The organism is Pseudohongiella acticola (assembly GCF_001758195.1).
Taxonomy (GTDB): Bacteria; Pseudomonadota; Gammaproteobacteria; order Pseudomonadales; family Pseudohongiellaceae; genus Pseudohongiella; species Pseudohongiella acticola.
In genome coordinates, this window is sequence record NZ_MASR01000001.1 from 2,223,180 (window position 1) to 2,248,688 (window position 25,509).

Sequence of the window (25,509 nt, forward strand, 5' to 3'; positions counted from 1 at the left end):
CGGCCATCAAGCGATGAGCTGTATGTTGGGGGTAGCCGGCCGGGTTTCAACCCCGGAGGCCACGTCCGGTCCGCAATGCGGCGGATTATAACCGTGAAAGGGGCTATTTACTAACCTGCGCCTGCGGCCAAAGTTTTACAGTTCTTCAGCGCCTTCCGCCAGTTGCTTGAGCGCGCTGGTGTCTGTCACCAGTAACGTTGCCGGACCGTCGCGCTTGACGATCTGCCGGGTTTGCAGAATCTGGAACACACGGCTGACAGATTCCCGGCTCAGGCTCAGCATGATGGCAATTTCCATGTGTGTGGGCGGGTTCAGGATGGCAGTATCCTGCAGTGATTCCTGAGCCTTCTTCGGCACCAGCATCCAAAGCTGGCAACACACCCGCTGACTGATATTGGGCAGGCCCAGCAGCGAGCGTTGACGGGTCATCTGACGAACACGGGCAGCGAGTCGTTCGCCCAGCATGTTCAGCAGAATGGGCGCCTGCAGTGATACCTCACGCAGGCTGTCCATGGGGATAAACACGGCGACAGCGGCGGTCAGCGCAATCACAAATTCAGGCTGCGGGCCGTGATCAAACATGCCCAGTTCGCCGCAAAAATCCCCAGGTTCCACGAAATACAGCCCCACTTCGCGACCATCTATCGTAAAATCAACCCCCTGCAGCCGACCTTCGAATAAAAAACACACACATTCCTCACGCACACCGGCATTGAGCACCACGGCACGGCGGGCAAACTTGCGCACACTGGAATGTTGCGCAAGAAGGGTCAGGGTGGCTTGTGGCAGCGGCTTCAGACCAGGAAAAGTGCCCAGAAGCTCCGGCGTGACCTGCATGTGGCTGTCTCTGTTGTCGGGCCGTGTGATCGACGCAAACCGTTATGTGGCGGGCGTTTTTGGCAATGTCCGCATTATAGTAAGTTGCTGCCGAATAGCAAACAGGGCAGAAACTGCGAGAATATTTAGTGGAACTTAGGGTCGGTGTGACGGCAATCACTCGCCACGCCGGTCTATTGAGGTAGGCTTACATTCACGCTTGGACAGGACTGACCTGATGACACAGAAACCGATTAAATCAAGCCTTTATAACGCTTTGATGACAACGCTGCTAGTGGCAATGCCTCTGGTCGGTGAATCCGTGGCTGTCGCCCAAGAGTCGGCGCCGTTAGTCATAGAGTCCTCACAGCCTGCGGTGGGTGAAGTCAGTCTGGTGCTGGGCAAAGCCTGGCTGATCTCTGGCAGCCGTCAGCAGGCGGTTGCGCCGGGTACGGAAATTCACGCCACTGATCGCATTGTCACAGAAGCCAACGGCCACGTGCACATTCGTTTTGTTGATCAGGCGCTGGTCAGTGTGCGCCCGGACAGCCGTCTGGAAATCGTACAGTATGACTATAACGCCGACCAGCCGACCAATTCCGCCATCAAACTGAATCTGGAAGAAGGTATCACCCGGTCCATCTCCGGCCACGGTGCCAGTTCCGCCCGCGACCGCTTTCGCCTGAATACGCCCATTGCCGCCATCGGTGTGCGGGGTACAGATTTTGTGGTCAGTGCTACGCCGCGTGCGGTGCGGGCACTGGTCAACGAGGGTGTCATCGTGATGGCGCCCTTCTCCAGTGATTGCAGCGCCGACAGTTTTGGTCCCTGTCTGGTCAATGCCGTGGAACTGACTGACAGCTCCCTGCAGGTAATTGAAATGGAGGGCAGCAGCACCGCGCCTCGCCTGTTGCCAGCAGTAGTTGAACGTGGTCCCGGCATGATGGAAGAAGAAGTGCAGGTTGCCATGAATGACGCGCAGGGCAATGCCGATGACAAAAATGCCGGCACCGGCATCTATCTGGAAAATGTTACCTCGCAGCGTGTCAAAGACGAAGCCGCCAATGTTACGCAAACCAAACCGCCCAGACCGGAACCTCCGACACCACAACTGGTCGATTTTACGCCCGACACAGCCATTGCCGGTACCGAACTGGCTGAGCGCAATCTGATCTGGGGTCGCTATGCTAACGTTGACGTAGCCCAGGAGCGCATTACTGTGCCAAGGCAGGAGGCGCTCGAAGGCCGCGATATTACGATTCCTGGCGGCTCTGACTACCTGCTGTTCCGCGATGGCAACGGCGTCACCCGGGTCGACAGTGGTCTGGGTGCAATCAGTTTTGACCTGGCCAGCGCGCAGGCATTTTATCACTCTGATAGCGGCGTGGCGGCGATGGCCGTCAGGGGTGGATCACTGGATATCAATTTTGACAGCAATCGTTTCTCCACCGGGCTTGACCTGAACCATGGCCTGACCGGCGATGTTCAGTTCAACGCCGGTGGCCAGATCACGAGTGCTGGTTTTTTCCACACCCGCTCCGACACCGAGCGACTGGCGGGCGCCGTTAGCCTGGACGGCAAGGAAGCCGGCTATTTCTTCGAAAAGCAGCTTGAAAACGGAAATATTCAAGGCCTTACATTGTGGGATAGCCGTTGATCATGTCCCACCGCCTGTCCCGAATTGCCCAACTGCTCAACCCGGTAGCACTCGCGCTGCGATTGCTGCCTGCGCGTGGCCGCCTGTTAATGTTGGCGCTGGCCGCCGTGATCAGCGTGGTTGTGCTGACACTGTTTGGCAATAGCCTGGAAATACTGGAAGAGCGTCTGGGCGCACAGGGCTGGTTGCTGTCGGCGGATGATACGCCGGAAGAGCGTATTACCATTATTGCTATCGATGAAGCCAGTCTGGCTGAGATCGGCGCCTGGCCCTGGTCGCGCAGTGACATGGCCAGACTGGTTAGCGCACTGACTGATGCTGGTGTGCAATTGCAGTTGCACGATATTTCCTACCCGGAAGCGCGTGACGGCGATGCTGAACTGATCGCTGCACTGGAGGCTTCGCGTGGCGCTGTGTTGGCGCAGGCGCCGGTATTGGCAACCAATGGCCAGCAGGAACAGAATGTCCGCGCCGGAACCATGACCTTTCCGCTGGCCGGACTGGACTGCGCTGCCGCAACCAACAGCACCAACAGCTTTGTTGCACCACACGCTGGCTTTGGCGCGATTGCCAAAGGGCACATTGCCACCATCGTCTCGGGCGATGGCGGCATCCGCAAAATACCGGCCTTTGTTTGTGTTGATGGCCAACCATACCCTGCACTGGCGATAAGTTCGCTGCTGCAGGCCATTAATGCTCCCAGCTGGTCAGTCAGCCTGAGCCAAGGTAGCGGCCTGTTCGGCCCCGAGCAGGTATTGCGACTGGATGCTTATCCAGGCTTGAATATTCCGCTGGATGCCGATGGCAATCTGCGTATCTCCTACAAGGACCTGCCGCAAAATTTCCGCGCGGTGTCGGCTGCTGATGTCATCAACGGCAACATCGAGCCCGGCATGTTGGAAAACGGCATGGTTCTGGTTGGCGGTACTGCATTTGGCATGGGTGATATCGTACCCACACCTTATAACGGTGCCACGCCTGGGGTCGAACTGCATGCCCGTCTGCTCGGCAGTCTGCTCGATACCACGATGCCCTACACGCCGCGCGGTGCCGACTGGCTGTTAGCACTGCTGGCGTTGGTTTTTGCCGGCATCACCCTGTTGCTGGCCAGTGCCCGAGAGCACATTGCGGCTTACGGCCTGCCGGTTGCCGCGCTGTTGATGCCGGTGCTGGCCCTGTCGCTGCACTGGCAACTACTGGCGGCCTTCGAAATCTGGTTGGGCTGGCTGTTCCCGGCGCTGTTCGGTCTGCTGGCTGCTGCATCATTGTTGCTGCTCGAACAAAGCCGGGTACGGGCTGAACGCACACGTGTCTATGGCAATCTCAACAGCTATCTGCCCAGCGATATTGCCCGTGAAATTGCCTTCAGTCTGCCCACGTCGGCGATCAACGCCAGACGCTGTGATGTCACCCTGCTCAGCGCGGACCTGCGCAATTTCTCCGCCTTTGGTGAGGCACGGCCTCCGGAAGAGTCTGCCGCGCTGTTGCATTTCTTTTTTGTCAAAGCCGCTGCCATCGTCGAGCAAAATGGTGGCCGCATTCAGGAATTCAAAGGCGACAGCCTGCTGGCCGTGTGGGATGGTCAAAACGCTGATGCTGCCCGCTGCGCGCTGGCAGCCGGGCAGCAGATGCAGGTTATTGTTGACCGCGACATGCCACAGAACCCGCCCGCCGGGCTGGAGCCACTGGCGCTGGGTATCGGCATTGAGCAGGGTCCTGCGCTGGTTGGATCCATAGGGCCGGCGCATCGTCGTACTCATACCTTATTGGGCGACACCGTCACCATCACCCTGCGCATTCAGGAAATGACTGCAGAACTGGCGCAGCCGATTCTGTTGGGTGAATGCGTTGCGCGTCAGCTGAGCGATCTGAAACCTGAATCACAGGGCAGCTACCTGCTAACTGGCCTGCGCATTCCGCATACCCTGTTTGCACCGGCTTACGATGTCGCACAATCAGACACACCGCGCCGCAATGCGCGCGCCGAACAGCTGAACCTGAAAATTTTGTCCGGCGGCAAGGGCAGTTAAGGTTTTCTGCCCGGCTCTTTTGCGACCGGTTTCTTTGACGCCGACTCTCCCGCAACTCAGCTGTCTGCAAACGGCGTCACGTTTCTCTCTCCTGCTATTGCTTAGCTGCAGGCGATTCAAGATAATTGCCCGCATGCCATTCAGCGCCCTGCCCAACAACAAAAATGCAGCACCTTCCAGTTTCCGGCAACGCGCTGGCGCAGGGTCTGTCCTCCAGGTAGCACTCTTTGCTGTGACCCTGTGCGCTTCCATGTCTGCTGGAGCCCAGGACAGACCTGACGCGCTTGTGGCCCAGACCTGCCCTGATCTGTCGCCGTTGATACAACAAAACCCGCAAATATCTGAAGACTGGATGCGCATTCAGGGGCAGCTTGAGCCACTTCTGTCCCGTTGTCTGCAAAGCACAGAATACTTTGCCTTGCGAGGTGCCGCACAACTGAACACCGGTCGTCTGGACCGGGCGCTGGAATCACTGGAGCGTGCGCTGTTATTGAACCCCGATAATGGTGGTGCCCAGGTTGACTATGCGCAGGCCTTGTACCTGCAGGGACAGCTGTTCTCGGCCATCGACCTGAACCGGCAATTGTTGGCGCGTAACGATCTGCCCCCAGGCCTGCAACCGTTGTTGCAGGACCGTGAGCGCGTCTGGCGCGGCATGACCCGGCAGACCAGCGTGCAGGCCGACATGCTGGTTGGTTATGACAATAACCTCAATGGCGCGCCAGAGCCCGGTCAGATTACCCTGACTCTGTCAGGTGAACCGGTGGTATTACCGCTTAACCCTGAGTTCCGACCACAAAGCGGCCCCTACCTGAACCTGCGCGTCGGCGGCCGTTACCGCCAACTGGCGCCAGAGCATCAACATAATGTGCTGGTCGAGTTACGCGGGCGGGTCAGCGAGGATCAGGCCTCAGATCTGCTGCAGCTGGATACCCGCTATGCCTTTATCAAGCCAGGCAATGAGCGTAGCTGGCAGGTCAGTACCGGCATGAGTCATTTGTTGTTTGGTGGCAGCCCGCTGTATACCGCAACCGAGGCCGGGGGCCGTTATATGCCCGACGCCCGTCTGGGCGCGTGTCGGCCCCAGGTCAGTGCTACAGCGCAGTATCAGTTGTTCCATGGTCAGAGCCGGTTGAATGCGTTCGAAAGCAGAGCCGGAGTCGGGCTCACCTGTGCCCTGTCAACCTCGTTGGGGGCGCAACAGGTGGTTGCCGATATCAGCGCGCTCAACAACAGTCCTGTGCGCAGCGGACGCCCCGGTGGCAGTCGTCAGGGCTGGCAACTTAATGTGGACTGGCAATGGCAGTTGCCACGCGGGGTCTTGCTGACTCAAGTCAATCATACTGAAACCGCTGACAAACGTGGTTATAGTGCCATTCTGGCCGACGGTGCCAGGCGCGATATCAAGCGCAGCTACGTGCTGTTCCAGTATCGCCAGCCATTGTCCCGGACTCGTCCCGACACCAGCCTGTTGTTCAATGTCTACCACCAGAAGCAGCGCAGTAATCTGGAGCTGTTCCGCAGTAGCGACAGCACCGTGGAAATTGGCATTAGTCATCGATTCTGAAAACCAGCCTTGTTGTCCAGCCAATGCCACCAGGCGGGCCCACGCTATCTATGGGTGACACCGATTTATTTTGCATTATTTGAGTAATAATAGTCGTTTACACGCCAAAGCTAAGACTTTTGTTGTGTCTAAGCTTGTCATTGATGTGGCTTCGGCGTATTATCGCGGGGCTTGTCCGCTTGTGGCACACTTTTGAGTGCGTTTCCTGAGTGGCCCAAGTGAGAGTTTGTCAGGCGTTGCGGGTAATGTTCTTTGATGTGATTGAGGTCACAGGGAAGAATGCTTGCCTCGTATATCCTTGGCACAGCCGATATGCGGTCATTTGCTGTTTAGGCATGTCACAATCGGATAAAACAATTTGGAATTAATCCTTAAGGAGTTACAACAGATGGCGACACAAGAAACTCGCGCAGAACTGATCACCCTTGTAGTAGCAATGTTTGACGCTGCTCCAGGTGTTGCAGTTCTCTCTGACCTGACATTCGCTTCCGACGCTGGCGTCAGCAACGCAGGAATCGCTGCAAGCCTGGCTAACAGTGCTGAATTCAAGAGCCTTTTCCCAGTTCTCCAGACAAACGCAGAGTTTGTTAACGAGTTCGTTGACCAGATGGTTGGCACGCTGGTAACAGAAGCAGAAAAGACAACTGTCAAAACTGCTCTGACTGCAGAAATGAACGCTGGCGCAACGCGCGTTGACGTGGTTCTGACTGCCATTGCTGCGCTGAAAGCAATCCCGACAACTGACGCCGTATGGGGCAACGCTTCTGCTGCCTTCGCAAACAAAGTTGAAGTTGCCACGTTCCACACCGTTTCACAGGAACAGCCTTCTACTAACCTGGCAGACCTGCAAAACGCTCTGGCAGGTGTGACTAACACAGCAGCCAGCGTAACAGCAGCTAAAGCGGCTATCGACGATGCAGAAACTGTTGGTCAAACTCTCAACCTGACCACCGGTGTAGACGCTCTGTCTGGCGGCGCGAAGAACGACACATTCGTAGCCCTGATTGATGACAACACTGCATCAGCCAACACACTGGGCGCTGCTGACGTGCTGAATGGCGGTGCAGGTACCGACCGTCTGAACATTCTGATCGATTCCAGTGCTGCTGCAGTTGCTTTGCCTGCTGCCAACATCACTAACATCGAAAACATCTTTGCCCGTAACGTGTCTGGCCAGACGTTCACACTGGATTCAACTCGCATCACTGGTGAAAGCCAGATCTGGGCTGACCGTTCAACTTCACAGGTAGACATCACTGGTATTGCTGCTGGCACCACGCTGGGTATCAAAGGCGACGGTTCTTCTACCAACGCTGCTGTTAACGCAACGTATGCTACGTCGGTTACTTCCGGCGCGGTAGCTATTGATGGCGACACCACGGGTGGCGCGGTTGCAATCACTGCTGCGGCAATGACTTCAATGACAATTGCCTCTACTGGTGGCACCAACGTTCTGGGTTCTCTGGCAACAGGCGCAGCCCTGAAAACGTTGACTATCGACGCGACGACAGGTCTGGACGTAGGTGCAAGCCTGACTGGCATGGTGGCTGACTCCACGATCACTGTAACCGGTGCCGGTGCAGTTGACCTCGGTACTGCTGCACAAGAAGCAAATGTTGACGTAATTGACGCTTCAGGCAACGCCGGCGGCATCACTGTTCACCTGGACGACGAAGTCACTGACAAGTTCACTGGTTCGTCAGGCGCTGATACTGTTCAGGCTGGTAGCACTGCATTCACTGCGACCTCTACTGGTTTCATCAAGGGCGGCGCTGGTACTGACATTCTGTACCTGGACAACGCAACTGTTGTAGGCACGTTGGCATCAGGCAACAAAATCAGCGAGTTTGAGACCGTACGTGTTAACCCCGGTCTGACTGTTGATCTGGACAACCTGGCAACCAACAACACCATCACTGCTGTGCAGGCGTTGAACCTTGCTAACGGTGCGGTTACGTTCAGCAACCTGAGCGCTGCTGCTGCGGGTGCTGTTACACTGATCGACGTTGCTGCTGGTGAATTCACCAACGTAACACTGGGTGTTAAGGGTGCGAGCACGGTAGGTCAGCTGGACACCGTTAAAGTAACGCTGTTCGGTTCTGCTACAACCAGCCTGATCGACGTTGACAACTTTGTTATCGCTGACGTTGAAACGCTGGATCTTGCTGTATTTACAGCAGGCGCCAACGTGGTTAGTGCGTTGACTCACCAGGACTGGAGCAAACTGAACATCAGTGGTACAGGTCCGTTGACTCTGACATCTGCTGCGTCTGTAGCAAACGTTAACACTGCCATTGACGCGTCATCTGCTTCAGGTGCATTGACTCTGAACTTCGCAGCAAGTACCACTAACGGTATTTCCATCACCGGTGGTACTGGTATGGACACCCTCACGGGTACCAACCAGAACGACATCATCAAAGGTGGTGCTGGTAATGACACCATCACTGGTGGTGACGGCGCTGACACCCTGACGGGTGGCGACGGTGTTGATCAGTTCGCATTTGCTGCTGGCGCTAGCGCCGGTGCCAACGGTGCAGCGGTTGCTGACGTGATCACTGACTTCGTAGCTGGTACTGACAATCTGCAGTTCACTGGTGTAGCGGATGTTGTTTCTGGTCAGCAGACAGCTGTTCAGACTGCTGTTACAGCTCTGGCTGCTGGTTCAACTGACGGTGCGATTGCTGAAGCAATGGCAACCGCCAACACCACTAACCTGGGTGTGTCGTTTGCAGTGTTTGGTGGCAACACTTACGTGCTGTTCGAAACCACTGGTGCTAACAACACCTTCACCGAAGCAGCTGATGTGTTCATCAAGCTGACAGGTGTTACTACCCTGCCGACTTTTGCTGCCGACGTTGTAGCGTAAGTCTTTCCATAACCAGAGACCTGCCTTCGGGCAGGGCTCTGAGGTGGAATACAAAAAGCCCTGTCTCTTTTACGAGAGGCAGGGTTTTTTTATGACAATACAATTCACGACAGCGGCATGCTGTCATCCCGTCCAGGAACAACAGGTTCAGCTGTGCAGGTATGCATCAAACGGGTTAACATCAACAAATACAGTTTAAACAGACAAATTCAGGAGACGTTATGAGTTCATGGGTCGCGGTATCGCGCACTGAGCACGCAAACAGTCACTGGCGCGCCCGCAAGGGTTATGAACATGCCGCCGATCACCAGGTGTTACCGATTCTGTTCACCGAGCTGGCAAAGCTTGTGCCCCATTACGTGCTGGGTTTTATAAAACGTGAAGACGATTCATTTCAGGCCGTGGCACTGGTCGGCCTCGGTGGTCCCCGTAACGTTTATGTCACGTCGGATTCGCTCTGGTTGTGCGATTATGTGCCCGCCGCCATCCGGGGATATCCATTTTCGTTCCAGTACGATCCTGAGGGCAAAGCCGTTCTCTGTGTCCGTGAGGATCATCTGTCTGACGATAAAGACCTTCCGCGCATTTTCACAGACGATGGCAAACTGGACCAACTGGCAGCCGAGACGCTGGATTTTATCAACAAATGTGAAGGCAGCCGCATACAGACCGACAAGGCAACAGCCGACCTTGCTGCTGCCGGCGTGATTGAGTCCTGGCCGATTTCCATCGGGCGCGGAGAGGGCCAGGAACCTCTGAAAATCAGTGGCCTTCATCGCATCAATGAAGAGGCGCTCAACAAACTGGAGGCGGAACCGTTCGCGCAAATGAGAATGTCGGGCGCCTTGCCGCTAGCTTATGCGCAGTTGTTATCAATGGCACAAATGGCGCAATTGACCAACCGTGCCGAATACCTGGCCAAGGCCAAACAGGGGACTGCGGACGCTGACCTGAGTGGACTGTTCAGCAACGAAGACTCCGGTTCGCTGAACTTCGACGCTTTCGAAACATTGAACGACAACACGGAAAGCAAATGAGCAACAAAGCCGGCGACACCAGCTACCCTGTCAGCAAGCAGTTCAACATGCACTTCAGCCCTTATGAAGACAGGCTGATTGTGCGTGCCCAGCGCAGCGATGGCAGCGATGTCTATATGCTGCTGACACGGCGCATGGTGATGCTGATACTGCAGCAGATGCTGGCAAAATTGCCGGAGCTGACCGGCCTTGAAAAAACGCCGGCGGTATATTGGCAGGAAGTATTGCAGATGGCGCATCAGGAGGCGATGGAGGCGAAAGCCTCGGCTGACAAGGTGCTGGCAGACAAGGCGTTGACAGAGGAGAAAGACCAGAAGCAGGCGCCCGGCGCGGACGAAGCTCAACCCGCGACACAGGACACAAACGCTGAGCCAGAGTCGGCGTCCCCGGCAGCGGAGAATCTGTACCTGGCCACTGAACTGATGGTGCAAACCGGTGAAGAGCGACTAACCCTGGCGTTTAAAGGCCTGCCCATGCCCGAGGCGATGGTTGAGCCCAGTCCTTATCTGCCCATTTTTGCCATACCGCTGGAAGTTGATAATGTGCACCAGTTGATAGAGCTGCTGATCAACAAGTGTCAGCAAGCGCAATGGCATCTGCCGTTGGAATTGCCGTGGATCGACGCCCCAAATGAGGGCGAAGGCAACAAAAAGTATTCGCTGCGTCAGCATTAAAACCAGCTGTCAGTGTAATAGCCCATCCTGCGCGGACGGTGTATAATGGGTCCGTTTCTGAATTACCGCACCCCGTCGAAAGTATTCTGCAGTAAAGGGTGTCTAGTAACAGAGTCTAGTCTTTTCCAAGCCAGGAGTTAAAGAATGTTGAGCAACGGTTTTAAATCCCGTGTAGTTAAACTCGGCCTGTTGGTTCTGAGCATCGGCATTGCCGGCTCTGTCTGGGCCCAGTCCACCCGCGATCAGCAGATCGCCGAGCGCCTGCAACCTGCCGGCTCTGTATGTCTGGCTGGTGAAGATTGCGCCTCAGGTGGTGCCACCGTGGCGGCGAGTGCAGCCAACGCGGTATTCAGTGCTGAAGCCACCTATGATCAGTATTGTGCAATGTGCCACAACACGGGCATGGCGGGTGCACCCGAGCGCAGCAATGCCGCCCATTGGGACACTCGCATTGCTGATGCCGGCCTGGACACACTGGTTACCAACGCCATCAACGGCATTAACGCGATGCCGCCACGTGGCATGTGTGCAACCTGTTCGGATGACCAGATCGCTGAGTTGGTCGATTATCTGTCGGGCAACGAGTAGCAAATGCTGCCTGTTAATCTGCAGTTAAGCTTGACTGGCAGATAATGGTTTTAAAACCGCAGTACTTTTATAATGCGCGACGTGAGGGATATTAACGTGAAATTGAAGAACCTTGTAAAAACCGGTGTTGCTCTGTCAGGCCTGATCCTGGCGTCTGTTGTGTCTGTAGGCGGTGTATCGGCGGATCAGCCGTCCATGACACTGGCGCAGGTTTCAGAAGATTTCAGCGCTGAGCGCACTTATCAGCAAAGCTGTGCGGCTTGCCATAACAGTGGTGCTGCCGGTGCGCCAAAATTTGGCAACGCTGACGACTGGTCAGCACGTGCTGAAAAAGGCAAAGAAACACTGTACGAAAGCACCATCAATGGTTACAACAACATCATGCCGCCAAAAGGCATGTGTTTTACCTGCTCTGATGACGAGCTGAAAGCAGTGGTTGATTACATCCTGGCTGAAAGCGTCGAGTAATCAGACGCTGATGTCAAAAAAGGGCGCTTAGGCGCCCTTTTTTATTTCAATATTCCAACATTCCAACAGACAGCTGAAGAACGTAATTGGATAGTAAGGGGACGGAGGTTAGCTTTGCTACGCAAATCCCTCCGTCCCCTTACTATCCGCAGTCCCCTATATCTGTCATCCGCCAAGTAGTTCACGCAACCCCGCCAGCGCATCCAGCCCTTTCTGTTTCTTCTGTTCCGGCGTACTGTCCCCACGCCCTTCCCACTGCAGGTTATCCTGCGGCAGCTCTTCCAGAAAGCGGCTGGGGGTGCAGCTGATCACTTCGCCAAACAGTTTGCGTTTCTTTGTCAGCGTGAACACCAGGCCGCGCTGGGCCCGTGTTATGCCGACGTAAGCCAGTCGACGTTCCTCTTCGATATCGTCGTTCTCGATGCTGTTGCGGTGTGGCAGCAGTTCTTCTTCCATGCCCATGATGAATACCCAGGGAAACTCCAGGCCTTTGGCGGCGTGCAAGGTCATCAGTTGCACCTGGTTTTCCACGGCATCGTCCTCCTGTCGCTCGAGCAGGTCGCGCAGGATCAGTTTATTAATGGCCGCTTCGATATTATCGGCTTCGCTGAGTGCATCACTGTCTGAGTTTTCGGCAGCGCTGCGCAGACTTTTGGCCAGCGACTCCACCAGCATCTGAATATTGCCGATGGAGCGCTCGGCGGCATTGGGGGTGGCGCTATTCTGGTGCAGCCAGCCTTCATAATCGATGTCGCTGATCATCTCGCGGATGGCCTTGATCGGATCGTTTTGCTGGCAGTTGCGGGCCACGCCCTGCAGCCAGTGGCTGAAGCGTCGCAGTTTGTCAATCTGGGGTGGTGGCATCGTCTGTTCCAGCCCGATCTCGTCACAGGCGGCCATCAGGCTGACGCCCCGCTCATTGGCGTAGGTGCCCAGGGTCTCCAGTATCGAGGGACCAATCTTGCGACGTGGTGTGTTGATGATGCGCAGAAAGGCATTGTCATCGTCGGCGTTTATCAGCAGCCGAAGGTAGGCCATGATGTCCTTGATCTCGGCGCGTGAGAAAAAGGAGGTGCCGCCGCTCAGCTGGTAGGGAATCTGATGCGCCTGCAATTTAATTTCCAGCAACCGGGCCTGATGGTTACCACGGTACAACACGGCAAAGTCACCGAACTTGAGCTGCTTGTGCACGCACAGGCTCAGGATTTCGGTGCAGATACGCTCGGCTTCGGTGTCCTGGTCAGACACAGCCAGTACTCGCATGGGTTCGCCCAGGCCGAGTTCACTCCACAGGCTTTTGTCGTAGATGTGCGGGTTGTTGGCGATCAGGGTATTGGCGGCCTGCAGAATGATATTACTGGAGCGGTAATTCTGCTCCAGTTTGATGACTTTCAGGTTGGGGTAATCGCTTTGTAACTCCAGCATGTTCTCTGGCCGCGCGCCGCGCCAGGCATAGATGGACTGATCGTCGTCACCGACCACGGTCAAGCCGTTGCGTGGACCGACCAGTAGCTTTACCAGCAGGTACTGACTGGTGTTGGTGTCCTGGTACTCATCGACCAATAAATAGTGCACACGGTTCTGCCAGCGTTCGAGCACGGCGGGTTTGTCCTGAAACAGCGTGGCGGGTATCAGGATCAGGTCGTCGAAGTCGACCGCATTAAACGCGCGCAGGTGGCGCTGGTATTCCTCGTAAACGCGGGCGGCAAATACCGTCTCCGGGTCTTGCGCGCCGGCCAGTGCCTGCGGTGGCAGCAGCAGGTCATTTTTCCAGTCGGAGATCTGGTTCTGGATTGTGCGCAGACGGGCTTCGTCGACTTCCTGCTCCTTCAGCATCAGACTTTTTAACAGCGCCAGCGCATCCTGGCTGTCAAAGATGGAAAACCCGCTTTTCAGGCCGACATGCCTGAGTTCGTGCCGTATAATGGTGAGGCCCAGGTGATGGAAGGTGGCGATGGTCAGTCCTCGCGGACTGGCACCTTCAGCATTGCTGCGCAGCAATCGTCCAACACGCTCTTTCATCTCGCGCGCGGCTTTATTGGTAAAGGTGACGGCCACGATTTTATGGGCCGCGATGCCGCACTGATTGATCAGATAGGATATTTTTTGTGTAATAACACTGGTTTTGCCACTGCCTGCGCCTGCCAGCACGAGCAGAGGCGAACCGATATATCGGACGGCTTCTTTCTGTCGGGGATTGAGTTTGTTCACAAGCGGGACTTTTTCCTGAGCAAGGGCGCTGAGTCATGGCGGTGCAACGGCCGCGTAGTATACCTTAAGCAGACAGCGACAACCCAGACGCCCACTACGAGCTAGAATAAATGCCGGATCAGATAAAAACGTGATGAATTCACAGCGGAAGTTGATAAATGTGAGCTGTATCACCCTTATTTTTGAAAGTTTATGCGTAACTGGCCGATAGCAGAAATTGGAGTAGTCCCTTGAGGGATAGTATGACGCAAAATCGGGAGCTGCGCAGTGCGTATATTGTTAATTTCTGAGCAGGACGGTGACCACAGTCTGGTCGAGCGCCTGCTGCACGGCATCACGGATATTCCCAGCGAGCTGGTGAGTTGCCCGATAGATCCGCGTGCGTTGGCAGAGCGTGATCTTGGCCGCTACCACCTGCTGCTGTGGGGCATGGTGTCCGATGTACAGATTGCTGCACGCCTGCTGATTGAATTCAACCGCCAGCAGATCACGCTGCCGCTGATGGTATTGACCGACAAGGTTGCCAACAGTAGCAATCGGCAGCAGACCTCGCTTAATGACTTTGATGTAATGTCCCGCGACTCCCTGAGTGTGCCACTGATGCGCAGTGCCCTGATGCATTTTGGTGCCCGGCGTCAGGCGTCGGGATCAATGCCGGCGCGCGTACCGGATCCGTTGACGGGTTTGAGCAACCGACAGCACCTGCGCGAACAACTGGCGACCGTCCTGGCGGATAAAGCCGAAGCGGCCTGTGTCGCCTTGTTACTGATTGATGTCGATCAGTTCAAGAAAGTAAATGTCTCCTACGGGCAGGGTGCCGGTGATGCACTCATACAGCTGATAGCCGAGCGCATTCAGTCCTGCCTGGCGCCAACACAGCGATTGGCACGAATCGGTGGCAATGAGTTTGCAGTGGTTTTCCAGAATACAGTGGGTTCGATAGATGCCGAGGCAACCCTGCGCACAGATGCTATTTTGCAGGCCATGAACAAACCGTTTCCGCTGGCCCGGCATGCGGTGAAAATGCATGTCAGTCTGGGTCTGGCAATCAAGGATGCCGGCATCATGACCGTCGATAACCTGTTTGCGCACGCGGACATGGCAATGCGCGTGGCCAAGCTGGACAAAGGCAATACCTGCAAGCTGTATACCCGTGATATGACCGATTCGGCGCAGCACGAGCTTAAACTGGAGTCGGAGATCCGGCGCAGCCTGCGCAAAGAAGATTTTGTCCTGCATTTTCAGCCACGCATTGATATCTGTCGCGATCGCATCATTGGTGTCGAGGCGCTGGTGCGGTGGCAGCACCCGGTGCGGGGCCTGTTACCGCCGGGAGAATTTATCCGGGTGGCGGAGGAAAGTGGGTTGATCGTGCCGATGGGGTACTGGATTATCCATGCTGCGTGCAAGTACCTGAATGAGTTATCGTCCAAAGGGTACGATCATATCCAGATAGCGGTGAACGTGGCGTTCAAGCAGTTTCAGGACAGCAATTTTGTCCGCACCGTGGCCAACATCATTCGCAAGCATAATATCGAGCCGGGCAGACTGGAATTCGAACTGACGGAAACCACAATGATGGTTGAGGGCAGCGCTGTAGACCAGAGTCTGCGCCAGCTTAGTGAACTGGGCATTGCGATTTCGCTGGATGATTTTGGTACCGGTTATTCGTCATTTGCGCATATTCAGCGTCTGCCGATCTCGGCCTTGAAGATAGACCGCTCCTTTGTCAGCGGTGTACAGAAAAATCTGGACGACGCCACCATCGTCAAAGCCATGATTAACCTGGCTCATAGCCTGAACATGGAAGTGATTGCCGAGGGCGCAGAAACGGTTGAGCAGGTCGATTTCCTGCGTGAACATGAGTGTGACCAGGTGCAGGGTTATTATTTCAGCCGTCCCATCAGTTACGACGATTTTCTTGTGTTGCTGGCGATGGAGCGCGAACGTGGTTTTGAGTCCGTTCTAGCCGCTGCCACATAAGCCGTCTGCTGTTCCTCCAGATTCTACCTCCTGTTTTTTTGTGCAATTCCTCCCGTGCTGAACTACAACACCTGACAGGGTGTTAATTAATCGTCCGTGTCTGGACCCCTCATCGTGTCTACAGGGAACCGATTCGAATAAAGCAGTCATCAGGGAGGATGAGTGTGTCGCTGGCAGTGGTATATACCCGCGCCAATCAGGGCGTTGATTCGCCCTTGGTGACGGTGGAAACGCATCTGTCGAACGGGCTGCCGGCCTTGTCGATGGTGGGTCTGCCGGAAACCGCGGTCAGGGAAAGCCGGGAGCGGGTGCGCAGTGCCATCCTGAACGCAGGGCTGGAGTTCCCGGCGCGGCGCATCACCATTAACATGGCACCGGCCGGCGTGCCCAAAAGCGGTGGTCGTTATGATCTGGCCATTGCCCTGAGTATTCTGGCGGCATCCGAACAACTCCCAAAAGCAAAACTGGCGACCACAGAGGTTCTGGGTGAACTGGCCCTGGCAGGTGATGTTCGCGGCGTGCAGGGTGTGCTGCCGGCAGTGATCGCGGCACGCGATGCCGGGCGCAGTCTGATGGTGCCAGCTGCCAATACCGATGAGGCCACGCTGGTCGTCGGTGCCACCACCTTCGCTGTGACAACCCTGCAGCAAGCCTGCCAGCATTTTGTTGACCAGCCTCTGGACGAATTGGTGCATTCGCGCAATACAGCGCAAGCTGACGCCTGCCCGTCACCCGTCGACATGGCCGATATTCGGGGCCAGCACCTGGCCAAACGGGCGCTGCTGATTGCGGCGGCGGGTGCGCACAATATGCTGATGGTGGGCCCGCCCGGCACCGGCAAAACGCTGCTGGCCAATACTCTGCCCGGTTTGCTGCCGACGCTGAGCGAGGCCCACGCGCTGGCGTCCGCCTCCATCCGGTCGGTGGCAGGGCAACCTCTGAATGCCGGGCAATGGGCGGTACCGCCCTTTCGTGCGCCTCATCATAGTGCCAGTGGTGTCGCCATGGTGGGCGGCGGGCGTCATCTGACTCCCGGTGAGGTGACGCTGGCGCATGCCGGCGTGCTGTTCCTGGACGAACTGACGGAGTTCAAGCGCCATGTGCTGGAATGTCTGCGTGAGCCGCTGGAGTCGGGTACGGTCACTATCGCCCGGGCCGATTATCGGGTGACATTTCCGGCCCGCTTTCAATTGATTGCAGCGATGAACCCATGTCCGTGTGGTTATCATGGTGACAGTCAGGGTCAGTGCCGTTGCACACCCGAACGAATTGCGCGGTACCTGGAAAAAATTTCAGGGCCTTTGCTGGACCGGATTGATCTGCATGTGGAGGTGCCACGGCTGGACTATCGTGAGCTGATGGGATCGGAACCAGTTGACGATCTGGCGTCAGGCAGCGCTGCATTGCGCGAACGGGTGGTGTCAGCGCGTGAACGCCAGCTTGTGCGGGCAGGTGTGCTGAACAGCAGACTGACAGCTGCGCAGCTGGAGTCGGTGTGTGCTCTGAACAAGGACAGCGATGCCCTGTTGCAGCAGATTGTTGAGCGCCTGCGCTTGTCTGCCCGCGCCTGTCATCGGCTGATCAAGCTGGCGCGCACCATCGCCGATCTGGAATCGAGCCCGGACATCTGTCCAAAGCATCTGGCGGAAGCCGCAAGCTATCGGGGTATCAGCGCCTTAAGTGTGCTTCCAGCGCTATAACAGCCTGTTCCAGTTCGTCAAGGCGCTCCTCGGCACGTTGCAGTGCCCGGGTCTGCGCTTCAAACTCTTCGCGTGTCAGCAGATCCATTTTGGACAGAGACTGTTTTACCGCGCCCCGGACGGTTTCCCTGACTTCTTCCCCGGCAGCACTGACCTGCGGTAGCACCTTGCTGATCTGTTCGCTGAGTTCGTCGATGATTGAGCGTCTGGTCATGGTTTTGCCCTCCTGTATCCCCAGTATATCACTTGCCTGCCAAAGGTATTTAAGGGGACGGAGCTAAGATTTACTGTGAGATTAAGGGGACGGAGGGATTTGCACAGCAAATCTAACCTCCGTCCCCTTAATCGCACCGGCCCTTAATTCCGCAGCAAACATCCGTGCCATTGTGGTGCGATCAAAAAACACGGCGCACCATCATGGTGCGTCATTTGTTTGATCTTACCGCCATATAGCGTACTGACCACCGTTTAAATGCGTATCTATCTGAATTAAAAGCGGATATTCAATATGGCACGGGCCATGCATAGTGACTGTCAGGTGTATCTGCACTGAATAGGCGGCGCAGGTATTAACAAGTAAGGAGCGACATATGAAGTTAGTAACGGCGATTATCAAGCCTTTCAAGCTGGACGATGCCCGCGAGGCACTGTCCGAGATTGGCGTGCAGGGTATTACGGTGACCGAAGTTAAAGGGTTCGGCCGTCAGAAAGGCCACACCGAGCTGTACCGTGGCGCAGAGTACGTGGTGGATTTCCTTCCGAAAGTAAAGATTGAAGTAGCCATCGGAGACGATTTGCTGGATCAGACACTTGAGGCCATCACCAAGGCAGCCAACACAGGCAAGATCGGTGACGGGAAAATCTTTGTTGCGGACCTGACTCAGGTAATCCGTATCCGAACTGGTGAAACTGGAGAAGCAGCTGTTTAAAAGCTGACTAAGCTCTCAAGCGGAGGAAATAACGGTGGAAAACCAAATTTTTGAACTGCAGTATGCAATGGACACCTTCTACTTTCTGGTGTGTGGTGCACTGGTAATGTGGATGGCGGCTGGCTTCTCGATGTTGGAAGCGGGTCTGGTCCGATCAAAGAATACAACTGAAATTCTGACCAAAAACGTCGCACTGTTTGCGGTCTCCTGCACCATGTATCTGGTGTGCGGCTACGCCATCATGTACGGCGGCGGCTACTTCCTGTCCGGTATCGCCGGCGGCGATACGCTGGTTGCAGACGCGCTGGCGGCCTCGGCTGAAGCCGGTTTTGATGGCGGCTCTGTTTATTCAGGCGCATCTGACTTCTTCTTCCAGGTTGTCTTTGTAGCAACAGCCATGTCTATCGTGTCAGGTGCAGTTGCTGAGCGTATGAAGCTCTGGGCCTTCCTGGCATTCGCAGTTGTCATGACTGGCTTTATCTATCCGATGGAAGGTGCGTGGACCTGGGGCGGCGCGTCTGTCTTCGGTATGTTCACACTGGGCGACCTAGGTTTCTCTGACTTCGCTGGTTCCGGTATTGTTCACATGGCAGGTGCTGCAGCAGCCCTGGCTGGTGTGCTTCTGCTGGGTGCCCGTAAAGGCAAATACGCCGCTGATGGCACGGCCCGCGCTATTCCGGGTGCCAACCTGCCGCTGGCAACACTGGGCATGTTCATCCTGTGGATGGGCTGGTTCGGTTTCAACGGCGGTTCGGTTCTGAAGCTGGGTGACATTGCGAACGCGAATGCGGTAGCGATGGTGTTCCTGAACACTAACGCAGCAGCCTCCGGCGGTCTGATCGCAGCATTGATCACTGCACGCCTGCTGTTCGGCAAAGCCGATCTGACCATGGCACTGAACGGTGCATTGGCAGGTCTGGTAGCGATCACTGCTGAGCCTTCAACACCAACAGCACTTGAAGCCACTCTGTTCGGCGGCCTGGGCGGTATCCTGGTTGTGTTCAGCATCGTCTTTCTGGACAAGATCAAGATCGACGATCCGGTCGGTGCTATCTCTGTGCACGGTACCTGTGGTCTGCTGGGTCTGTTACTGGTACCGATCACTAACGACGGTTCAAGCTTCTCCGGTCAGATCATTGGTGCCCTGACCATCTTCATCTGGGTATTCGTGACCAGCTTCATTGTCTGGATGGTACTGAAAGCAGTACTGGGTATCCGGGTCTCTGAAGAAGAGGAAGACCAGGGTGTGGATATCTCTGAGTGTGGCCTGGAAGCCTACCCGGAATTCACCAAGTAAGATCTCCCCGAGAGTACGCTCTCAACAAAAAAGCCGGACTCATTTGAGTCCGGCTTTTTTTGTCTGGAGAAAGTATGGGGACGAGAAAGTATGGGGACGGAGGGAATACTTTTTGTGCAGTTGATCAAAAAGTATTCCCTCCGTCCCCATACTTTCTAGAAGTCACCCCACTGAAGCTGCAACGCTGTCAGTGCAACGACCGGCGCCGTTTCAGTGCGCAGTACACGAGGGCCGAGTCTGACGGTGGTAAAACCGGCAGCAATGGCAAGGGCTTTTTCAGTGTCACTGGTGCCGCCTTCGGGGCCTACCAACAGACAAACAGCATCGGGCGCTGTGCCAGTAAAACCAGCCGTGCCGGTGTGGTCGAGCAGAAAGCCCTGACCGGCGGGAACGGCCGCAACCCAGTCCGCCAACGGAACCGGGCCATGAATGACCGGTACGCTGCAACGGCCACACTGCTCGCTGGCACTGATCGCCACTTTCTGCCAGTGCGCGGCGCGTTTGTCGGCACGTTCGTGACTGAGTTTTACTTCACTGAAGTCAGTGAACAGTGGCGTGATGTCGGTAACGCCAAGTTCAGTTGCTTTCTGAATGGCATAATCCATGCGCTCACCACGCGACAGGCCCAGACCCAGATGCACAGGCAAGGCCGAGTCAGGTGTACAATCGCGTGATTCGATCAGAAGGAGCCGGACGTCACGTTTACTGACCGATGTTACCTCGGCCAGAAACTCGCCATTGACTGCATTAAACAGCAGGCACTGCTGGCCGGGTTTTACCCGCAGTACCTTGCCGAGATAATGCGCCTGATCGCCTTCCAGCACCAGCTCGGTGTCGGCGACCAGCGCCTGATCTGTGTGAAATCGGGACAATCGCATCGCACCCTCCGCAGTGAACCGGCGTTAGCGCAAATTCAGCTGTTGCCAGATCTGCCGCACCGGATCGGTCTGATTCATACTGTAGAAATGCAGGCCAGGGGCGCCGCCCGCCAACAGGTCTTCGCAGAGGCTCTGCACCACTTCGATGCCGAACTCACGAATGCTGTCACTGTCATCGCCATAGGACTGCAATCGTTGACGCATCCAACGCGGAATTTCCGCGCCACAGCTGTTACTGAAACGCTGCAGGTTGGTGAAGTTGGTGATGGGCATTATGCCGGGCACAATCGGAATATCGATGCCGGCTTTGGCGCAACTGTCCAGAAAATAGAAGTACGCATCCTGATTATAAAAGTACTGCGTAATGGCGCTGTTGGCACCGGCTTCGACCTTGCGCTTAAAAAACTCAATGTCACTGTCGTAACTGTCCGACTGTGGATGAATCTCCGGATAACAGGCCACTTCAATATGAAAGTGATCACCGGTGGTTTCGCGCACAAATTCGATCAGCTCGTTGGCGTAATAATACTGTGATGCGGTCCCGGTGCCCGAGGGAATATCTCCGCGCAGCGCAACCAGGCGATTGATGCCCAGTGCCTGGTAGCTTTCCAGCAGCGCCAGGATTTCATCACGCGTGGAGCCACCAAACGAAAGGTGCGGCGCCACATCCGAGCCGGTCTCGTTGATGCGAGTCACTGTCTGCCGTGTGCCGTCCTTGGTTGAACCGCCGGCGCCGTAGGTCACTGAAAAGAAATCAGGCCGAAGCGCGGCAAGCTCGCTGTGCACAACTTTCAGCTTCTCGACACCCACCTCGGTGCGAGGCGGGAAAAATTCGAAGCTGAAGCGCGCGTCTGTATTCACGATTTCCATATGATGCTCTCTTGCTGGTAACGGCTGACTGTCGCGAGGACAGTCAGCGTCAACACTTCAATCCGGATCAGTACTTGTACGATTCGGGTTTGAAAGGGCCTTCTGCTTTTACATGGATGTACTTGGCCTGAGTTGCTGTCAGTTTGGTCAGCACGCCGCCAAAACCGCCTACCATCAATGCCGCCACTTCTTCGTCCAGCTTCTTGGGCAGAACTTCAACACGCAGCATCTGTTTCTTCTCGTCAGCCGAGCGTGATGCAAACGCCTGCTTGAAGACGTGAATCTGCGCAATCACCTGGTTGGCAAAGGATCCATCCATGATGCGTGACGGGTGCCCGGTGGCATTGCCCAGGTTTACCAGACGGCCTTCAGACAACAGAATCAGGTAGTTCTCTGGATTCTTGTCGGCGTCAGCACGGAATACCTGGTGAACCTGCGGTTTGACTTCAACCCACTTCCAGCTCTTGCGCATGTAAGCAGTATCAATTTCGTTGTCGAAGTGACCGATGTTACAGATCACCGCGCCATTTTTGACCGCTTGCAACATATTTTTGTCGCACACATCAATGTTACCCGTCGTGGTGACAATCAGGTCGGTGTTGCTCAGCAGGGCGGTATCGATATCTTCCAGGCGGCCAGTGTTGTTGCCGTCCTTATAAGGAGAAACAATTTCGAAACCGTCCATGCAGGCCTGCATGGCGCAAATCGGATCGATTTCGCTGATTTTCACGATCATGCCTTCCTGGCGCAGGCTCTGTGCTGAACCTTTGCCGACGTCACCGTAACCCACGACCAGTGCTTTCTTGCCAGACAGCAGCATGTCAGTGCCGCGCTTGATGGCATCGTTCAGGCTGTGGCGACAGCCGTACTTGTTATCGTTCTTGGATTTGGTGACGGAATCGTTAACATTTATCGCCGGCACTTTCAGTGTGCCCTCTTCCAGCATTTCCAGCAGACGGTGCACGCCAGTGGTGGTTTCTTCCGTGATGCCGTGGATCTTCTCCAGCATGGCCGGGTATTTGTTGTGAACCATGCCGGTCAGGTCGCCGCCGTCATCCAGCAACATGTTGGCGTCCCAGGCAGTACCGTCTTTCAGGATGGTCTGCTCAATACACCATTCGCCTTCTTCTTCGGTCTGGCCTTTCCATGCATACACAGCAATGCCCTTGGCAGCAATATAGGCCGCGGCGTGATCCTGTGTAGAAAAGATGTTGCACGAAGACCAGCGCACTTCGGCGCCCAGCTCAACCAGAGTTTCGATCAGCACGGCGGTCTGAATGGTCATGTGAATACAGCCGATGATTTTAGCACCTGCCAGTGGCTGTTCGGTTTTGTAGCGTTCGCGCAGTGCCATCAGCGCTGGCATTTCGGCTTGCGCCAGTACAACTTCTTTGCGGCCATACTCGGCCAGATTGATATCAGCGACTTTATAATCGGTGGTGCTCATAAATTTACCTTTAACTATTAAATGTGGTTGTCCGTGCTTTTGGCCTGTACTCAGGGTCTGTACTTGTCTACAGCCAGCTTACAGACCTGCCGCTGCGCGCAGAGCGTCGGCTTTGTCAGTTTTCTCCCAGGTAAAGGCAGCGTCTTCGCGGCCAAAGTGGCCATAGGCCGCCGTCGGGAAATAAATCGGACGAATCAGGTCGAGCATCTTGATCAGGCCTTTAGGGCGCAATTCAAAATGTTCGCGGACCAGTTCAACAATGCGGTCATGGCTGATGCGGCCGGTGCCAAAGGTTTCCACGCTGATCGATGTCGGCTCGGCAACACCGATGGCGTAGGACACCTGGATCTCACAACGATCGGCGATGCCAGCGGCAACAATGTTCTTGGCCACATAACGGGCAGCGTACGCGGCTGAACGGTCAACTTTAGACGGGTCCTTGCCTGAAAAGGCACCGCCGCCATGCCGGGCCATGCCGCCATAGGTATCAACAATGATTTTGCGACCGGTCAGACCGCAGTCACCAAAAGGTCCACCGATAACAAAGCGGCCGGTTGGATTGATGAAGTATTTGGTGTTGGCATCCAGCCACTCTGCCGGCAGTACCGGTTTGATGATTTCTTCCATCACGGCTTCCTGCAGATCCTTCTGGCTGATGTCGTCATCGTGCTGGGTGGACAGCACCACGGCATCAATACCCACTGGTTTGCCGTCCTGATAGCGGAACGTGATCTGGCTCTTGGCGTCCGGACGCAGCCATGGCAGTGTGCCATTTTTGCGCACTTCCGCCTGGCGCTTGACCAATCGGTGTGAATAGGTAATTGGCGCGGGCATCAGCACATCTGTTTCATTGCTGGCATAACCGAACATCAGGCCCTGGTCGCCGGCACCCTGTTCATGTTCCTGGGTTTCATCAACGCCCATGGCGATGTCCGGGGATTGTTTGCCGATGGCGTTGAGCACGGCACAGGAATGGCCGTCGAAACCTTTGTCGGAATGATCGTAGCCGATGTCGATGACGACTTTGCGGGCGATGTCTTCCAGATCCACATAGGCTTCAGTGGTGACTTCACCCGCCACCACGACCATGCCGGTTTTGACCAGGGTTTCGCAGGCAACGCGGGCGTGTGGATCCTGTTGCAACAGGTTGTCCAGTACGGCGTCGGAGATCTGGTCGGCGATTTTATCCGGATGCCCTTCGGACACGGACTCGGAAGTAAATAAGCTGGTTGTCATGCTTAAGGTCCTTTTTCTGTTGTCAGTAGTTTCTGTTGTCAGTTGTTTCAGTTAATGTCAGTGGTTGAATCTGTTCGGGTAAATACACGCATCTGGACCTGAAACCCGTTTCGCAGTCCCAGGTAAACGCGCTGGCCACTGGTCAGGCCGGCATCATCCGCCCAGGCATCGAGGTCCTGTTCGGTGAAACCAAGCCAAAGATCGCCGCAGGACTCGCGCACCCAGTCCTGGTCGTGATGGCTCAGGTCGATCAGCAGCAGACTGCCGCCAGAACGCAACAGCTGTGCGCAATCTTCAAAGGTCTCCCGCGGTGACGGAATATGGTGCAACACCATGTTGTAGATCAGCAGGTCGAAGACCAGATTCTGTGCCAGTGCGGCTCGGGTATCGCCGTGAATGAACTCGACCGGGTGGTCAGTGTCGTCAGCGCCAAGTCGCTGTGTCAGCGCGCTGCGAGCCCGGTTTAGCATTTCCATGGAGTTGTCCAGTGCGGTCAGGCGATGGAAGCGCGAGGTCAGTTCGCTGAGCAATGGGCTTTCGCCCGGTCCGACTTCCAGCACGTCGGCCTGCTTTGGCAATTTCAGGTCATCCAGCAGGTCATGCAGGGTGTCGCGGTAATTGGCATACTCGGCGACCAGTTCCTGTTTCTCCAGAAAGCGTTCTGCATGGCGTTCAAAGAACAGCAGCGACTGCTCGGAACGCTCATCATGTATCTGTTGTACACCGCGCGCCAGCTCGCCGCGTAAGGTCAGCTGGTCCAGTGCGGCAAATGCAGACTGTTTGACTGCCAGCTGCGGGTCGTCTGTCAGCAACAGGGCGCGACGGTAAAAAATGCTGTTACCCTCGCGCCGGGTTGATACCAGACCGGCCTGGGCCAGGATCTTGAGATGGTGGCTTAGGGCCGATTGACGCACGCTGACGATGCGGCACAGTTCCAGAACGCCAAACGATTCTGTGCGCAGCAGGCGCAGGATATCCAGCCGCAACGGGTCAGCCAGAGCCTTGAACACACGGGTCAACGCATCAGTGCAGTTGGCAGACGCGAGTCGTGTATTAATGTCGATTGTTTGCGGATTGGCACTCATAGGCGGCGAACTATACCAGCTTTACCATCTATATCAAAATATTTTGATAGAGAGTTGAAAGATGGCGTGGGTGGGACGCGTTGGCGAAATTGGCAGCGAGCCCGGAGCATAATCTGGCAATGACAAGCATCGGAATTTCTGTATTACTCTTCACAAATAACGATATA

20 protein-coding genes are annotated in these 25,509 nt (G+C 55.7%); 12 read left to right on the plus strand and 8 right to left on the minus strand.

Annotation, left to right across the window (positions count from 1 at the left end):
- Positions 1–135: 135 nt before the first annotated feature.
- Positions 136–837, minus strand: a complete 702-nt coding sequence (locus tag PHACT_RS09490) for a Crp/Fnr family transcriptional regulator (RefSeq protein WP_070117320.1) — start codon at positions 835–837, stop codon at positions 136–138.
- Positions 838–1,054: 217 nt separating this feature from the next.
- On the opposite strand from PHACT_RS09490, the gene PHACT_RS09495 reads away from it, so the two are divergent.
- The 8 genes from PHACT_RS09495 to PHACT_RS09530 all read left to right on the plus strand — a co-directional run bounded on the left by PHACT_RS09495 (position 1,055) and on the right by PHACT_RS09530 (position 11,706).
- Entirely contained in the window at positions 1,055–2,473 is a 1,419-nt protein-coding gene (locus tag PHACT_RS09495) for a FecR family protein (protein ID WP_070117322.1), read from the plus strand.
- Between the two features lie 2 nt (positions 2,474–2,475).
- Complete coding sequence (locus tag PHACT_RS09500) at positions 2,476–4,503, plus strand: CHASE2 domain-containing protein (protein ID WP_139141494.1); 2,028 nt, start codon at positions 2,476–2,478, stop codon at positions 4,501–4,503.
- A 133-nt stretch (positions 4,504–4,636) separates the two neighbouring features.
- Positions 4,637–6,070, plus strand: a complete 1,434-nt coding sequence (locus PHACT_RS09505) for a tetratricopeptide repeat protein (protein ID WP_070117326.1) — start codon at positions 4,637–4,639, stop codon at positions 6,068–6,070.
- 388 nt (positions 6,071–6,458) lie between these two features.
- Positions 6,459–8,939 carry a beta strand repeat-containing protein gene (locus PHACT_RS09510; RefSeq protein WP_070117328.1) on the plus strand — a complete coding sequence of 827 codons (2,481 nt, stop codon included), beginning with the start codon at positions 6,459–6,461 and terminating at the stop codon, positions 8,937–8,939.
- Positions 8,940–9,160: 221 nt separating this feature from the next.
- Positions 9,161–9,976 carry a SapC family protein gene (locus tag PHACT_RS09515; RefSeq protein ID WP_070117330.1) on the plus strand — a complete coding sequence of 272 codons (816 nt, stop codon included), beginning with the start codon at positions 9,161–9,163 and terminating at the stop codon, positions 9,974–9,976.
- Positions 9,973–10,650 carry a hypothetical protein gene (locus PHACT_RS09520; RefSeq protein ID WP_070117336.1) on the plus strand — a complete coding sequence of 226 codons (678 nt, stop codon included), beginning with the start codon at positions 9,973–9,975 and terminating at the stop codon, positions 10,648–10,650. The genes PHACT_RS09515 and PHACT_RS09520 overlap by 4 nt, the downstream gene beginning before the upstream one ends.
- A 144-nt stretch (positions 10,651–10,794) precedes the next feature.
- Positions 10,795–11,238: a c-type cytochrome gene (locus PHACT_RS09525; RefSeq protein ID WP_070117337.1), complete on the plus strand. Its 444-nt coding sequence runs from the start codon at positions 10,795–10,797 to the stop codon at positions 11,236–11,238.
- 96 nt (positions 11,239–11,334) lie between these two features.
- Positions 11,335–11,706: a c-type cytochrome gene (locus PHACT_RS09530; RefSeq protein ID WP_245730672.1), complete on the plus strand. Its 372-nt coding sequence runs from the start codon at positions 11,335–11,337 to the stop codon at positions 11,704–11,706.
- A 165-nt stretch (positions 11,707–11,871) separates the two neighbouring features.
- Here the strand turns inward: PHACT_RS09530 and rep are convergent, their stop codons facing one another.
- Positions 11,872–13,917 carry a DNA helicase Rep gene (gene rep / locus PHACT_RS09535; RefSeq protein ID WP_070117341.1) on the minus strand — a complete coding sequence of 682 codons (2,046 nt, stop codon included), beginning with the start codon at positions 13,915–13,917 and terminating at the stop codon, positions 11,872–11,874.
- A gap of 267 nt (positions 13,918–14,184) precedes the next feature.
- On the opposite strand from rep, the gene PHACT_RS09540 reads away from it, so the two are divergent.
- Positions 14,185–15,900, plus strand: a complete 1,716-nt coding sequence (locus PHACT_RS09540) for a putative bifunctional diguanylate cyclase/phosphodiesterase (protein ID WP_070117343.1) — start codon at positions 14,185–14,187, stop codon at positions 15,898–15,900.
- 164 nt (positions 15,901–16,064) lie between these two features.
- Positions 16,065–17,600 (plus strand): YifB family Mg chelatase-like AAA ATPase, encoded by a 1,536-nt coding sequence (locus tag PHACT_RS09545; RefSeq protein WP_070118274.1) that lies wholly within the window; start codon positions 16,065–16,067, stop codon positions 17,598–17,600.
- Here PHACT_RS09545 and PHACT_RS09550 read toward each other — a convergent pair.
- Complete coding sequence (locus PHACT_RS09550; protein WP_070117345.1) at positions 17,569–17,814, minus strand: accessory factor UbiK family protein; 246 nt, start codon at positions 17,812–17,814, stop codon at positions 17,569–17,571. The two genes, PHACT_RS09545 and PHACT_RS09550, sit on opposite strands and share 32 nt — an antisense overlap.
- 376 nt (positions 17,815–18,190) lie before the next feature.
- Here PHACT_RS09550 and glnK point away from each other — a divergent pair, with 376 nt between their 5' ends.
- Together glnK and PHACT_RS09560 are read left to right on the plus strand one after the other, a co-directional pair.
- Positions 18,191–18,529 carry a P-II family nitrogen regulator gene (gene glnK, locus PHACT_RS09555; RefSeq protein ID WP_070117347.1) on the plus strand — a complete coding sequence of 113 codons (339 nt, stop codon included), beginning with the start codon at positions 18,191–18,193 and terminating at the stop codon, positions 18,527–18,529.
- Positions 18,530–18,596: 67 nt separating this feature from the next.
- Entirely contained in the window at positions 18,597–19,826 is a 1,230-nt protein-coding gene (locus PHACT_RS09560; protein WP_070118275.1) for an ammonium transporter, read from the plus strand.
- Between the two features lie 155 nt (positions 19,827–19,981).
- Here PHACT_RS09560 and PHACT_RS09565 read toward each other — a convergent pair whose 3' ends face one another.
- The 5 genes from PHACT_RS09565 to PHACT_RS09585 form a co-directional block, all read right to left on the minus strand.
- A complete protein-coding gene (locus PHACT_RS09565; protein ID WP_070117349.1) occupies positions 19,982–20,704 on the minus strand; it encodes a 16S rRNA (uracil(1498)-N(3))-methyltransferase in 723 nt (240 codons plus the stop codon).
- Between the two features lie 24 nt (positions 20,705–20,728).
- Positions 20,729–21,565 (minus strand): methylenetetrahydrofolate reductase [NAD(P)H], encoded by an 837-nt coding sequence (gene metF / locus PHACT_RS09570; protein ID WP_317622280.1) that lies wholly within the window; start codon positions 21,563–21,565, stop codon positions 20,729–20,731.
- A 76-nt stretch (positions 21,566–21,641) separates the two neighbouring features.
- The gene (ahcY, locus tag PHACT_RS09575; RefSeq protein ID WP_070117352.1) at positions 21,642–23,021 is read right to left on the minus strand and encodes an adenosylhomocysteinase; all 1,380 of its coding nucleotides are present in this window, start codon (positions 23,019–23,021) and stop codon (positions 21,642–21,644) included.
- 78 nt (positions 23,022–23,099) lie between these two features.
- Positions 23,100–24,257 (minus strand): methionine adenosyltransferase, encoded by a 1,158-nt coding sequence (gene metK / locus PHACT_RS09580; RefSeq protein WP_070117354.1) that lies wholly within the window; start codon positions 24,255–24,257, stop codon positions 23,100–23,102.
- Positions 24,258–24,304: 47 nt separating this feature from the next.
- Positions 24,305–25,342, minus strand: coding sequence for an ArsR/SmtB family transcription factor (locus tag PHACT_RS09585; protein WP_070117356.1), 1,038 nt, complete (start codon positions 25,340–25,342; stop codon positions 24,305–24,307).
- Between the last annotated feature and the right edge of the window lie 167 nt (positions 25,343–25,509).